11 protein-coding genes are annotated in these 13,590 nt (G+C 41.2%); all 11 read left to right on the forward strand.

Going from position 1 to position 13,590, the window contains the following annotated elements; genetic code table 11:
* Window positions 1-16: 16 nt before the first annotated feature.
* The 11 genes from AXF23_RS14875 (at window position 17) to AXF23_RS14925 (ending at window position 13,496) form a co-directional block, all read left to right on the forward strand.
* Window positions 17-1,189, forward strand: coding sequence for a hypothetical protein (locus AXF23_RS14875; RefSeq protein WP_107626022.1), 1,173 nt, complete (start codon window positions 17-19; stop codon window positions 1,187-1,189).
* On the forward strand, window positions 1,179-1,685 hold the full coding sequence (locus AXF23_RS14880; RefSeq protein WP_107626023.1) for a DUF6712 family protein: 507 nt from the start codon (window positions 1,179-1,181) through the stop codon (window positions 1,683-1,685). Before AXF23_RS14875 ends, AXF23_RS14880 begins: the two co-directional genes overlap by 11 nt.
* On the forward strand, window positions 1,685-9,097 hold the full coding sequence (locus tag AXF23_RS14885; RefSeq protein ID WP_107626024.1) for a leucine-rich repeat domain-containing protein: 7,413 nt from the start codon (window positions 1,685-1,687) through the stop codon (window positions 9,095-9,097). The genes AXF23_RS14880 and AXF23_RS14885 overlap by 1 nt, the downstream gene beginning before the upstream one ends.
* A gap of 369 nt (window positions 9,098-9,466) precedes the next feature.
* Window positions 9,467-10,753 (forward strand): RNA-directed DNA polymerase, encoded by a 1,287-nt coding sequence (locus AXF23_RS14890; RefSeq protein WP_107626025.1) that lies wholly within the window; start codon window positions 9,467-9,469, stop codon window positions 10,751-10,753.
* Window positions 10,754-10,765: 12 nt separating this feature from the next.
* Complete coding sequence (locus tag AXF23_RS14895; protein WP_107626026.1) at window positions 10,766-11,254, forward strand: DUF4376 domain-containing protein; 489 nt, start codon at window positions 10,766-10,768, stop codon at window positions 11,252-11,254.
* Window positions 11,247-11,723 (forward strand): hypothetical protein, encoded by a 477-nt coding sequence (locus AXF23_RS14900; protein WP_107626027.1) that lies wholly within the window; start codon window positions 11,247-11,249, stop codon window positions 11,721-11,723. Before AXF23_RS14895 ends, AXF23_RS14900 begins: the two co-directional genes overlap by 8 nt.
* Window positions 11,720-12,001 carry a VanZ family protein gene (locus AXF23_RS14905; RefSeq protein WP_146156761.1) on the forward strand — a complete coding sequence of 94 codons (282 nt, stop codon included), beginning with the start codon at window positions 11,720-11,722 and terminating at the stop codon, window positions 11,999-12,001. The genes AXF23_RS14900 and AXF23_RS14905 overlap by 4 nt, the downstream gene beginning before the upstream one ends.
* 5 nt (window positions 12,002-12,006) lie before the next feature.
* On the forward strand, window positions 12,007-12,276 hold the full coding sequence (locus AXF23_RS14910) for a MerR family transcriptional regulator (protein ID WP_107626177.1): 270 nt from the start codon (window positions 12,007-12,009) through the stop codon (window positions 12,274-12,276).
* Complete coding sequence (locus tag AXF23_RS14915; RefSeq protein ID WP_107626029.1) at window positions 12,273-12,497, forward strand: LysR family transcriptional regulator; 225 nt, start codon at window positions 12,273-12,275, stop codon at window positions 12,495-12,497. The genes AXF23_RS14910 and AXF23_RS14915 overlap by 4 nt, the downstream gene beginning before the upstream one ends.
* Window positions 12,498-12,510: 13 nt before the next feature.
* Window positions 12,511-13,065 carry a glycoside hydrolase family 108 protein gene (locus AXF23_RS14920; RefSeq protein WP_107626030.1) on the forward strand — a complete coding sequence of 185 codons (555 nt, stop codon included), beginning with the start codon at window positions 12,511-12,513 and terminating at the stop codon, window positions 13,063-13,065.
* Window positions 13,065-13,496, forward strand: a complete 432-nt coding sequence (locus AXF23_RS14925; RefSeq protein ID WP_107626031.1) for a hypothetical protein — start codon at window positions 13,065-13,067, stop codon at window positions 13,494-13,496. Before AXF23_RS14920 ends, AXF23_RS14925 begins: the two co-directional genes overlap by 1 nt.
* Window positions 13,497-13,590 lie beyond the last annotated feature (94 nt).

Below are 13,590 nucleotides of genomic sequence, written 5' to 3' on the forward strand. Positions count from 1 at the left end.
CGAAAGAAGAGCGAAAATGAATGTAAAGACAGCAAAGAAACCACAGAAGCGTGTAGAGGTAAATTACGAGCTACGCTTTAAGATGCAACGCTATGGTAGTGATAATCTTTATCCACAGAATATTGTGGATATTACCAATGCGTCTGGTACCGCAAAGTTATGCTTATCTCGTTATGAGAAATTTGTAGAAGGTTACGGATTTAACAACGAGGCTTTCTCTGAATGGAAAATAAATCGAGATGGTGTAACTATGGATGACCTTCTGAAAAGTGTAGCGGGAGACCTCACACGCTTTGGTGGGCTCGCTCTTCATATTAATTACAATGTTCTGGGGCAGGTAACGGAGGTTAACTACCTGCCCTTTGAGCAATGTAGATTAGAGGAAACAGACGATGCTGGTGTAGTTGCTCATATCCTTACGCATATTGACTGGAAGGGAGAGAAAACTAAGAACGGGCAAAAGCAGATGGTCATCGATAAGAATATAACTCGTTTTCCTGTATTTAACCCCGATCCGCTGGTAGTGATGAGACAGATAGAAGATTGCGGAGGAATAGATAATTATAAAGGGCAAGTGTTATGGTTATCTATCGATGGGAAATATCAATATCCAACGCCTATCTATGATGCTGTTATTACGGAGATTTCGACCGATGAAGGGTTGGGAAATATCAAATACCGAAATGTCCGTAATAATTTTCTCGTAGCCTGCATGTTGGTAACGAAGAAGGGATTGCCGAATGTTGATGAAAACGGAAAGGAAGTCGAGCAAAAGATGATTTCTGATGAGGACTTGAGGCAGTTCCAAGGAGATACGAGGGGCTCAAAAATTATGGTGGTTGAACTCGAGAATGGAGAAGACGAGCCGAAGGTCGTTCAGTTCCCAGCACGAAACTTTGATAAGGAGTTTACAGTAACTGATGAGAGTGTAGTAGAAAGAATTTATTCGCAGTTTCACCAGGAATTATTCTATTCTATTCGTATCGGTAAGTTGGGTTTTTCTGGTGATGTTATGCGTGATGCGTATGAATACTATGCAGGAGAGGTAACGAACGAACAGAGATTTATCGAAAGAGCCTTTACGATGCTATTCGCTAACTGGTATGATAAGATGATACCGCAGGATTTCTCTATCAAACCGTTAAAATATATCTCTGCTGACAAAAACGATAAATCTAATGGAGAATGAGCATTTAATAACGGTTGAGAGCTTTAAGGAACTTGCTCGACCGACGTCAAAACATATTGATGATGGAGAAGTTAACACGTTTATTCGCGAATGCGAAGATATATATATTATTCCGGCTATTGGTCTGGTACGTTTCAAGGCTTTGCAAGAAAATACGCAAGATGTAAAAAACATACTTCTTGAAGGCGGAGAATATGAAGATAAGGAGGGGACATTAAGGAAATGTTCAGGCATACGATTAGCCCTTTCTTATTTCGTCTACGCTAAGATGGTGATGTCAGATGGAGGATTGCTCACCAGAACTGGTTTAATGCAGCACAACGATAGTTATGCGTCCAGAGAGGATGATAAAAACAGGGTGAGAATGTACAATGATGCAATGGAGGTGGCAGAGAAGTATCTGGGTTCATGCCTGGCATACTTGAAGTGTGTAGAAGGAGATAACGTAAAGCCTATAAGAGGAACAAGAGTAAGGATTCATTCAATCGGTGAGTAATGGCAACAATAAATGATTTAAGAACAAAGGCTAACTTGGTGGCAAATGCCACCGCAGTTGGAGAGAACACCGCAGGACGTGTGGGAGGTGCTTTGCAGGACGCAGCAGACCTTATCGCACAGCTGTTGGATAGTGTTAATAGCAATAAAGGTGCAGATGGAGCAAGGGACGAAAGTATTACTTCTTTGCAGAATACCCTTGCTAATCTCCAGAAGGGATTGCAGGATGAAAGTACGAATAGAAGTACCAAGGATGAGGCTCTGCAGGGGCTTATAACAGCCTTGCAGGGGCAAATAGAAACCTTGACAGGTAAGAATACAAGCCAAGCGATAGAGAGCTTTAACGAGGTCATTGCGTTTCTTGGAGGAGTAAAGGATGATAGCACCCTTACATCTCTTCTTGATGCAATAAACGTCCGTGTTAAGAAGCTGGAAGACAAAAGCCTAAAGAATGATGTGCCAGCAAGTATCTTTAATGCGACAAACGAGGTTCCTATCAGCGGATATTATGTGCTGTGTGATACTGACAATCAGAGTATCAGTGCAGTACATGCTGCTTGGAGAGCAAAGAAGGCTTTATCAGGTCTTATTCTTTCGTTTGAACTAAGCGCAGGTACTTGGAAGACTTTTCAGTATATCGGAAAGACGGTTACAGAGAATAACTGGGTAAACATTGAAAATTGGAAGGACTTTGGAAGCCTCGCAGCTGGTAGCGAGACAATGGTTATTATCGATAGCCTGCCAAAGCAAAACAAGGTCGGAGACTTCTATACTTTGGAAACGGCTCTTGCCTCTTTGCTCTATTGCCAAGAAAAAACAGGAGTAACGTATGCGAAGAAAGGTCTTATTATTAGCTATAGTGTATCAGCTAATAAGATGGAGACGAAGCAATTTCAGGGCGAACTGAACGATTTTTCCGAGATTGCTTTGTGGAAAGACTTTGGCGCAGGAGGTGGAGTACAGAAGATAAAGGATAAGACGGAAGCTAATGGAAAAGACGCCTTTTCTACTGGTGGGGCTCATGCGCTGATACCGACTACATTAAAGGTAAACACCGAAGAAAAAGGTGTTGTAAAAATGCAAATGACAAATGCAGATGGTGACGGATTAGGCGACGAGGTTTCATTTGCAGTAGGCACTGGTTCTGGAGGAGGTGGAGGAACGGTAGTATCTATCCTCTTCAAAAAGTCTCCTATGTATGTTAAGGCAGGCGGTTCTGTAGTCATGGAAGCCTCTATTAGGTCGGTACAGATGCAGGGGACCAAGGAGGTAACAAATAATATCGAAAGATTAGAGCTTATCGATAGAGATACAAAGCAAGTATTGGAGACTTTGAATGTGAATAAGTCTTCGAGTGCAGATGGTGAGACGTTCGACTTTCAGATTGATGTAAGTTCATACTTTACTAAGGCTGGTGCAAGACGTTTCCAACTTGTAGCTTATGACGATAGCGAACATTCTGGGAGCAAGAACACCAATGTTAATGCGGTAGACGTAACGATAGAAAGCGTTCAGACACTTAATTACACCACTAATACGGTACTAAATGTTGGTGGCGGTGTAAAGTCCTTACAAATGTATAAGTTCGCTAACAATGCGAGCGATAAGGGTATATTAGTAACTACGGAGATATATCTTTCTGGAAGATGGCAGAAACTTGGAGAAGCAACGGTATTAGATACCTACTCACATCCTGTAAGTTTCAACCCGATTAACGTCTTGGGTGGTGGCGAAACTCTTACACATGGAGCATACCCAATTCGAATACATGGAGAAGATATAGGCAGTCGAGAAAATGGTGCTGTCGGTACTGGAGTTATTGGAAATTACCTTCACACAGCTATTATGGTAGTCGAAGAAGGGAATAAAACACCTATAGTAGCGACACGATGGTATAGTGAAGGAGAAGAAGGCGTAAAGAAGCTCTACGAGACTATATCAGTCGATTATGCTGTATATGATGGTCAGAATACCGCACCAACAGCAGAAGTATTTATCGGCGAAGAGAAAGAGGCTCAGCGTGTATCTTATCGTTCACAGACATACACCTTCACAAAGAAGGTAACCGATGCAAAGATAGATGGAAGCGTTACACTCGGTGTTGTAGTTGAGAGCGGAGAAGTAGCAAGCCAGAGAGCGAATTTTCGTATTCTCGGAACTATGTTAGCTATTGAGGAGGTAAAGACACAAAGACAGTTTAGTCTTGATTTCTCAAGCCGTTCTAATACAGAGTCGGATCATACTATCAGTGATGCAGGTGTAGGATTAGACGTAGAAGGTGTTAACTGGTCTACGAATGGCTTTGTATCGGATAATTTCGGTACGATTGTAGCAGAGGGTAATATGGCTTTAAGAATTGCAGAAAATGCTACAGGAAAGCTCCATTATAGCCCCTTTAACGATGCTGCTACAGAGCAGAATGGAATGGCGGTTCAGTTCACTCTGATGAAGAAGAATATAGCAGAAGATGATGCAAAGTTGATTTCGTGCGTAAAGAATGGATTTGGTTTCTGGGTTGACGGAAAGAATGTGGTATTTACCTTTGATGACGGGAAGACGGTAGCACATACGATTACAGCTGCTCTCGATGATAATGAGAGGACTAATGTAGCTATAATTATCGAGCCTGCTACAGTTGCGCCTTATACTGGTATCGGTGTAGCAAAGATGTACTTTGATGGCGAAGAAGTAGGAGCATGTTATTATACGGCAGGTTCTTTGATTGCTCATAATGCAGAGGTGATATTCGATGGAACTCAAGGAGACTTGTATCTGTATAATATCAAGGCTTGGAGAACCTACTTTGGTTTTGAACAGGAGTTTAACAACTACCTTCTTACTATGGTAGATACCGATGCGATGATAACAGAGTACGGATTCAACGATGTAATGGGTTCTGTTACAGCGGAGAATACGACGAAGAATAGACCGCTGGCGAAAAAGCTGTATGATATCGGTATACCTTACTTTGTTCTTTGCAAGAATAAAGACACAGCAGATAATGAAGCAAAGGATAATTATCCAGAATATCTGGAGGGCTTGGATGGAGATAAGAAGACTAAGAGGACATACGATGTATATGCTTATTTCCCAGACCGTCCATGGCAAGACTTCAAAGCTATTGGAGTTCCTACGACGAACCAGGGAACAACCTCGTCTAAGAGACCGATAAAGAACATTAAGATGAAGTTTAAGACGGCAGTCATTACCCTACTCCACACCGCAGATGAATTTAGCGGTAAGGAGTTGGAAAAGTATAACGAATGTCTTACAAATGCGGCGAAAGGTAAAATACAAATTCTCGACACTTCTTTGCCTACTAATATTGTTACGGTGAAGGTTGACTACTCGGAGAGCGGAGGTGCGAATAATGGTGCTTCGACAAATCTGTATAACGATATACAAAGAGAACTTGGAGCGAATTATATTACACCTGCACAGATGGCTTTTAATGGTACTACTAAGTATACTATTAACAGCTCTATCTGTTCTATTCCTTGCGCATTTTTCCGTACAGACAGATTTAGCCCAGATGCGACTTCGCCAAGTTATGGATATTTCCATGCGAAAGGAAACTGGAACGAGGATAAAGGAGACGCTAAGATTTACGGCTTTGAAGGCGTTGCAGGATATAACAAGGAATGTCTTAACTATGGAGACTTTTACGAGCTTGTAGCGGGAAAGAATCAATCTTTAGAAGTCTTTTTGAACGGACAGGACAAAAACCAGTGGGTATTCTATTCTGATGAAAAGAAAACGAAGACTTTCGATGTCGTTGTTGTAAGCGAGTTCTGCGGACCAAAATACAAAGTGTTCCATAAGCAAGAGAACGGAGGATGGAGAGAAACTACAGGTACGATGTTGTATAACGGCTCTAAGTGGGTCATAACTGGCGATGTTGTTAACCCTGTAGAGAATTACGAACTATTGAAATATGACGCTTTAGACTGGTTTCAAGGTGTGAATAGCGTAGATGATATGCTAACGCTTGACACAGAAGGCAAACCTATCTGGATGCAATATTTTGAAAGTCGATACCCAGATAACGACGATCTTAATTCTCTGTACAAGAAGGGAAAGAAAGTTCCGTATCAGCTGTATAGATGGTTGCGTTTTTGTCAAGATTGTAACCAACATTTGACAGAGAATGATGGTACTATTTCTTTAGGTGGTAATAATGTTACTGGCACTAAGGCAAATCGATTAAAGAAATGGAAGCAGGAGCTACATACAGTAGCTAATGTGTATTCGGTTCTTTGCTATCATATATTTACCGACTATCTCGCTGCTGTAGACCAGAGAAGCAAGAATATGATGGTAGGCTTTTATCTCGACAGAGATGGTATCGTAAGAATGTATCTTAACCACCTTTACGATGGTGATACCATTCTCGGTAGTGATAATGACTGCGGATTAACTATTCCGGCACTGCTTGACCCGAATAACGATGAGGCAGGAGTATATCAAGGACATGATAGCGTGCTATTCGTCCAGAATGCTGCTGTAGGTAACGATGGGTTCTGGCTCGATGATAAGGGGCAGAATACTATTACGATGCGTTCTGTAGCACAGGAAATGCGTAAGTTAACGACTAAGGATGGACTTGTACCATTCTCGTATGCTGGTCTTGTAAAGTATTGGATTACCGACCGACTGATGAAGTGGCCGAAGGTGGTTAGCTCGTTTGACGGGGAGCGTAAGTATATTGAGCATAGCAAGGCTACGGCTAATTACTTCTACGCTTTACATGGTCTATCTATTCAGAGATTGAAAGACTTTATCAAAACAAGGTTCTTATTCCGAGATGGATTTTATCAGACAGGCGACCTATATAGCTCTGTAGTATCTATGCGTGCTACTGGTAAACTGGTAAGCGTGAAGATAAGAGCAGCTAAAGATGGTTATTTTGGTATCGGTGTAGACCGTGCAAACGTTGCGACAGATAGCTGTTATTTGAAAGCCGGTCAGACTTATACGCTACAATCAGGAATGACTAATACAGGTAGCGGTACGATGTTATATGTGTTCGGAGCAGATAAGCTGGAGATGTTGGATATAAGCGGCTGTACACCGTCCCCTGCTTCGTGGGATATTTCCGCACTTACTTTGGTAAAGGAGCTGGTTATCGGTGGAGCTAATTATAAACTGCAAAATAACAACGAGGGGTATCTTACCAATCTTGCGCTCGGTAACCTCCCGTTCTTGGAGGTATTAGATGTGCGTAACACCGCTATTACAACTATCGATGCTCGTTATTGCCCACGTTTGAAGAGGGTACAGGCTACTGGGTCACAGCTGACAAAGATAAATGTCGCCGAGGCTGGTAATATTGAAAGATTGGAAGTACCGGCAACTTATAAGAAGCTCGTTTTACGCTATCTGCCAAAATTAACTAATACAGGTATAGTATTAGAAAATTCTGGTAGTATTGAGACATTGGTAGTAGAAGGATGTGAGAAGATAGACCAGTGGGCATTAATGATGAAGTGTGTAGGCGCTACTAATACATCGTTAAAATACGTAAGAATTACAGGCATAAAGACATCTGGAGATGGAAACGAGCTGGAGAAGTTGAAGAGCCTTAACCTACAAGGAATTGATGCCACGTTGTCTGTAAGCGCACAGCCTGTATTATCGGGTATCTATCGTTTGACGAGGTACACTGATGATACGACGTTAGAAGGATGGAGGACTTCGCTACCATTACTATCTATTAAGCAGCAGGCTTATAGCGATTACAAAGAATTTGACAATGTAGAAGATACGGAAAATATAACGAATGTGGATAATTCTACTGGTTATGATTTCAGTAAAGACTATGTAGCAAGTGGTCACATACTAAAGATAAGAAAGAAGAGTGTGCCCGTAAAGGGAAAATTCAACAAAGCAAACGGAAAGATGCACCTCACTAAGATTAGTGAGAGTGACTATACAAAGTTTGCTGATGGCAGTGCTTTTGACAATAAGGATTCACTCGGTGAACAGTATGATTGCTTCATGTTTATTCCGCACTTCTGGTATAAGGGTATTAACGACTTCAAATCGCAGGAGAAACATACCCTATTAAGCTCTAACAGAGAAGAGCCAGAGACAACATTCACTAAAAAGAGCCAGCCGCTATTAAGCGAGTGCCTATATGCTGATGCGAAAGGTGTTATAAGCTCAAAGGCGAATGTAGGGGTACAATTTAACGATGAATGTCTGGGCGATCTGTCTTCATGTGCGACATACAGGCTTGATGTAGAAGGCATGAAGCAGGCTCGATATATTGGTTTGAATAACGCTACATATTGTGCAGTATTCGTTGATGGTAACGAGAGAATTGTAGAAAAGCATGTACTTGCAATTACTGGTATCTCTGGTAGTCCACTCGATTTTAAGAATGAGAACGGAGACTATATTTATAATTCCGTTCCTTCTGGTGCTAAGTATCTATACTTCACTTGTCTACGTGGGTTAAACGACGAAGACCATATCGTATTATCTGTAGATAGTGAAGATATTGAAGCAATCGAACCAGGATGGGTTGAGCATAAAGCGGAACTTATAGGTATCTACGGAGGAACTATAGACGATTTAGGCTTAATTCGTTCTGTGAGCGGTAAGCAAACAAGAAGAGGTAATGGTACAGGGAAGACCTCTGATGAATGGTTATACGATATAGAAGGAAACCCTACCAATATGCCTTTAGGGGCACTTAACTACACGTATCAAGACCTTCTTAACTTGTGCAGACAACGTGGAAAAGGTTATCATTCGATAAGCTATGAGCAATCAAAGATTATGGCAATATTATCGAAATGCTACTATGGTAACAGAGATGATCAGAGGATATATGGTTTCGGATGTGGTTCTGACTATACTACAGGAAGACAGGACGCTATAGGAAAAGCCGATACGGTATATGGGAACGCTAATAATATGCCAAATAAAGTATGGGGGCTTGAAGGGTTCATCGCTTGTATGTGGGAGGTCATGGATAATGTCGGTGTAAACGTATCTTCATTTGCTGCTTGGAAGGCTGCAAAGAAACCAGATAACGATAACACGATGCCTACTGATGCTAAATGGCATATCTATGATGAGAAGGCAAAGGCGGAAAGAGTTGTGCAAGGTATTAATAGCTCTGGCTTTAATATCACTCGACTAAAGCACGGCAGGTTCTGTGATGTGATAGCCTCATCATTCTCTACAGATAGAAATGCTTTCTCAACAGGATATGCTGCACAACAAGCATATTCACATGCAAAGGGGCGGTGTGTGTTGCGTGCTTGTTACAGTGCGAGTGCGAGTGGAGGTCTCGTTTATGCGAGTGCGTATGACGCTTCTACGGTTTCGTATACGTACGTTGGTGCCCGTCTTGCCTTCGACGGAGTGATGGAAAACGAAAGCGAAATCGATAGCGAAGAGTAAAACGAAAAGCGAGGAGGTCTGGAGGTGGTGCGCCATCTCCAGACTGACCAAAGAAAGGCGGAAGTTCCTTTAGGCGGTGTGTGTTGCGTGCTTGTAACAATGCGAATGCGAATGGAGGTCTCGTTTATGCGAATGCGTATGACGCTTCTACGAATTCGAATACGAACGTTGGTGCCCGTCTTGCAATCTAAAGATATAATCATCTCTACGGCATACTTCTATGAATTGGAGGAAAGCAGAGGATGAGGGAACGGAGCCTCGGTAATAGCAGGAAACTGGAAAACCGAAACATCAAAGGGTGCAATCTATGATAGATGAGTACGATAACGGAAAACCTTAACGATTGCGAAACGAAGGAAAATAATCATTATGAAAAGATATGGAAATATAATACCTCAGATAATAGATGCTACAAATATGGGCAATGCTTTTGATGAGGTTGTCGGAGGGTTGAAACCGAAAAGAAAGGAGCACTACGAAAAGAAACGTTCCAGTATTCTTGAGGTTCTGACAGAAAGGATTAGAGATGGTACTTTTCATGTAGAGAATTATGAAGAATTTTGGGTACAAGATGGACCGAAGAAAAGGCTCATACAATCTCCTACGGTCGTTGATAGAATAGGTTGTAATGCCATTATGAGAGTCGTTGAAAAGTATGTCTATCCGACTACTATTAACACCTCAGCAGCGAGCATAAAAGGAAGAGGAATGCATAAGCTGTTTAGAAAAGTAAGAAGTGATATAGGGCATGACTTTGAAGGGACGAAATATTACTATAAATGTGATATTAAGAAGTTCTACCAGAGCATTGACCAAAAGCAAATGAAGAAGGTAGTAAGAAGGTACATAAAAGACAAACAATTATTACCGATATTAGATAGCTTTATAAATCTCATGCCTTCTGGCTTATCTATTGGTTTACGTTCCTCACAGTGTTTTGGGAACATTCTGTTAAGTAGGCTTGATCATAGAATGAAAGAAAATGAGCATGTAAGATATTACTATAGGTATTGTGATGACATCGTTTTACTTTCTAACAGCAAAAGGAGGCTTTGGAAATGGTGTACTATCATCCACAAAGAAGCGGCGAAGCTGGGTTTGAAGATTAAACCAGATGAGGCTGTAAGACCTACGAGGGTTGGATTAGATTTCCTCGGTTATATAAACTATTGTACCCATTCGAGATTAAGGAAGAGAACAAAACAAAAGGCTGCAAGAAAACTATCCAAAGTAAAAAGCCGGAAAAGGAGAAGGGAAATAATCGGATCTTTCAAAGGTATGGCAAAATGGGGTGATTGCTGCAACCTATACAAACAATTAACTGGTAGATATATGAAGACGTTTAAAGAGCTTGGGCTACAATATGTAGCAGAGGATGGTAAAAAGAGGTTCGGAGGTAAGCAGGTTAGCCTACGTACTCTTACTAATATCCATATCCGAGTAGTAGACTTTGAGAAAGATGTAACAACGGAGAATGGTCCGAGGACAGTAGTTTCTTTCCAGTATGATGATGGGGAAATGGGTAAATATTTCACGGCTGACAAACAACAGCTGTGGTATCTGGAGAAAATACAATCGATGGGAGAACTACCTTTTGAAACGGTTATAAAATCGGAGACTTATGATAGAGGCAAGGTTCGTTATATGTTCACTTAATGATAAGAGGTTATGAATTTTGAAAAAGTATACGGCGCAAAAGAGCGTCAGGACGGGCTTTATAAAATAGGGAGGAATAAGTATGAGGCACGTTTCGGATACGGCACTGACGGCGATAACGGATATAATTATCGTAAACAATACCGCTATAAGCCAACGCTGGAAGAGTTGAAGGATGAGATAACAGCTATCATTAACGATGCTGTCGACTTGAAGATATTATCTGGATATCGATATAATGATAAGCAGGTATGGCTTTCGATGGAAAATCAATTCAACTATAAGGCTGCTTTTGATTTAGCCGTACAGACAAAGGGAAAAACGTTACCTGTAAAGTTAAAACTGGGAACGGTAGATAATGCCGAATATGAAGTTTTTGAAACTCTCGAAGAATTTATGGCATTCTATTCTGGTGCAATGGCTTTCGTACAGAAATGCTTACAAGAAGGATGGGAGGAAAAAGATAGTATTAACTGGGAAAAATTCGTGTACAATGAGTAGTATAATTTTATCGATTGCCGTAATGATAGCTGTAGTATACGCAGCGTTAGCGAGATTGAAGAGTGGAAAAGCATTAGTTTCTGTTTCGTCGATTTCCTATATCCTACCATCTTGGATGTTTACAACGTTCTTTGGAGTGGAGATGCTATTATTATCTCCAGTTCTATTTGAAAAGTTGCCAGAGGTATGGAAGTTCCTCGGTTTTATCTGTATGTTAGGATTATGGGCTGTTGCAGCGTCACCTTATTTTCGTACGGAAGCAACGACATTACATAATATTGGAGGTTTCGGTTTTTGCATAGTAGCTCAAATCATAGTAGGTATTATCAACCCTATTCTTTTGTTCGGCTGGATGCCTGTCGTAGTTTATATACTCTCTGGGTTGCTAAAGAAAAAAAAGAGAAGTGATATAACATTCTGGGCAGAGGCGACAGCATATATTATATTAATTATATCGTTATGGGAATGAGAAAGTTATTTGAATGGTTAGCGAAAGATGTAGATAAGGTTCTACACTTCGTTGTTTGTGTGTTTTTTGTGCTCATAGCAACACGGCTTGACATGGTGGTATTTCACCATAATATCTGGCTTGCCGTGATGATTGGAGCACTGGTAGCAGTCATTGCTGGTATCGTCAAGGAGACATGGGATTTTTGCGATGGCGAGCAGTTCGATATGAAGGACTTGCTCGCAGACGGAACAGGTGCATTTGCTGGAATGATACTGGCAGTAATATTAATGACATGAAGACTATGGATAGAGGAATAAGGAATACACTTTTAGGTGTATTAGGAACCGTGGTAGTAGCGTTTGTCGGAGCGTGGGTACAGCTTAATTCTCGCATATCTATCTTGGAAGTGCAGGTTAATAACGACCATCTGTTATATAATGAGAATAACAGGAAATCGCAGGATGATATGAAGGATATTAAGGAAAAGCTCGACGAGATTAATGTTAAGGTTACGCACCTTAACGATGTAAAAATGGACAGACCGGGAATGCAGAAAGGAGGTGACTTTTGAAGCGTCTAAAATCATTAAAAGAAAGATGGAAAGCAACGACACCTTTCTTTTTCAAGAGAATTATCTATGTAAGCTCTATCTTTAGCGGTGTTGCACTTGCTATTCATGTCGCATTGGTAGCCGGTAACGCCGTTGAGCCTCAATGGTGGCAGGATATTTATCCGTATTTAATCGGTATTCCTGCAGGTATGGCAGCGGTTGCGAAGTTAACAAAAGAATAGGAGATAAAAGAGTATGGCAAAATTAGATGTATTAGCACCTTTCATTTTCAGTTATGAAGGCGTTTACGGTAACGATCCTGTAGATAGAGGAGGAGCGACGAAGTATGGTGTTACGATAGGTACTTGGAAGATGCAAGGGTACGACAAGGATAGAGACGGAGATATCGACGTTGAGGACTTGAAGGCTATAACCCTTGATGACGCTAAGATGATTATGCGTAAAAACTTCTGGAATAAGTGGCAAGCTGATGCCATTAAAGACCAGTCAATCGCTAACTGCTTGGTCGACTGGGTATGGGCTTCAGGAGTATACGGAATAAAGATACCACAGGCGAAGCTGGGTGTACTTGCTGATGGTGTGGTAGGTCCGAAGACTATTGCAGCACTGAACAAGCAAGACCCAAAAGAGTTCTTTGCGTGGCTGAAAGATAGAAGGCGGGAGTACCTTCAGAAGTTCGTACAGAATCAGCCTAAACAAAAGAAATTCCTACGAGGATGGTTGCGAAGGCTGGACGGCATTAAGTATGGTTCGCTCGTGTATAGCAATGGAAAGGAGGTGAGTTTCTAATGAAGAAGTTAATAGGAGTATTCTCTATAGTGGTGATAGCGTGCTTACTTGTAGGCTGTAGAGCAACGAAACTCGTACAGACACAAATTGTACATGACAGCGTCTATAAAACAAGAGATAGTATAGTTATAAGGCTGATAAAGGATAGCGTCTCAGAGCGAGAAACAACGACTATTCAGACGAAGCACGATACTATCAATGGAACAGATACGGTATTTGTCATCCGTGAGAGAGTTGTAGACCGTTGGAGAGTACGTACAGACACTTTGAAGAAGGTAGTATATGTGAAAGCTGCACGAGATAGTATATATATCAAACAGCCTGCACGGAAGACTAAAATAGAAAAAGAAAAGTCGCTACCATTGATGATATTTGTAGTGTGTTTAGTGCTTTGGATATTAGGCTTCGTATACATTCGATGGAGAAGATGATACAAAATAGATGGTGTGATACAGGAAGAGTATCGCACCATCTTATTTTTATCAGTTTTCGTTTTTACGGCGTCCAATTCTTTTCTGTGGTAAC

This window comes from Prevotella sp. oral taxon 313 (genome assembly GCF_003043935.1).
In the GTDB taxonomy this organism is placed as follows: domain Bacteria; phylum Bacteroidota; class Bacteroidia; order Bacteroidales; family Bacteroidaceae; genus Prevotella; species Prevotella jejuni.

Bases quoted from the DNA above. Each gene is read 5' to 3' on its own strand.
- AXF23_RS14880 (WP_107626023.1), top strand. From the start codon at position 1,179: ATGGAGAATGAGCATTTAATAACGGTTGAGAGCTTTAAGGAACTTGCT.
- AXF23_RS14900 (WP_107626027.1), top strand. From the start codon at position 11,247: ATGAGTAGTATAATTTTATCGATTGCCGTAATGATAGCTGTAGTATAC.
- AXF23_RS14905 (WP_146156761.1), top strand. From the start codon at position 11,720: ATGAGAAAGTTATTTGAATGGTTAGCGAAAGATGTAGATAAGGTTCTA.
- AXF23_RS14920 (WP_107626030.1), top strand. From the start codon at position 12,511: ATGGCAAAATTAGATGTATTAGCACCTTTCATTTTCAGTTATGAAGGC.
- AXF23_RS14885 (WP_107626024.1), top strand. From the start codon at position 1,685: ATGGCAACAATAAATGATTTAAGAACAAAGGCTAACTTGGTGGCAAAT.
- AXF23_RS14890 (WP_107626025.1), top strand. From the start codon at position 9,467: ATGAAAAGATATGGAAATATAATACCTCAGATAATAGATGCTACAAAT.
- AXF23_RS14875 (WP_107626022.1), top strand. From the start codon at position 17: ATGAATGTAAAGACAGCAAAGAAACCACAGAAGCGTGTAGAGGTAAAT.
- AXF23_RS14895 (WP_107626026.1), top strand. From the start codon at position 10,766: ATGAATTTTGAAAAAGTATACGGCGCAAAAGAGCGTCAGGACGGGCTT.
- AXF23_RS14925 (WP_107626031.1), top strand. From the start codon at position 13,065: ATGAAGAAGTTAATAGGAGTATTCTCTATAGTGGTGATAGCGTGCTTA.
- AXF23_RS14910 (WP_107626177.1), top strand. From the start codon at position 12,007: ATGGATAGAGGAATAAGGAATACACTTTTAGGTGTATTAGGAACCGTG.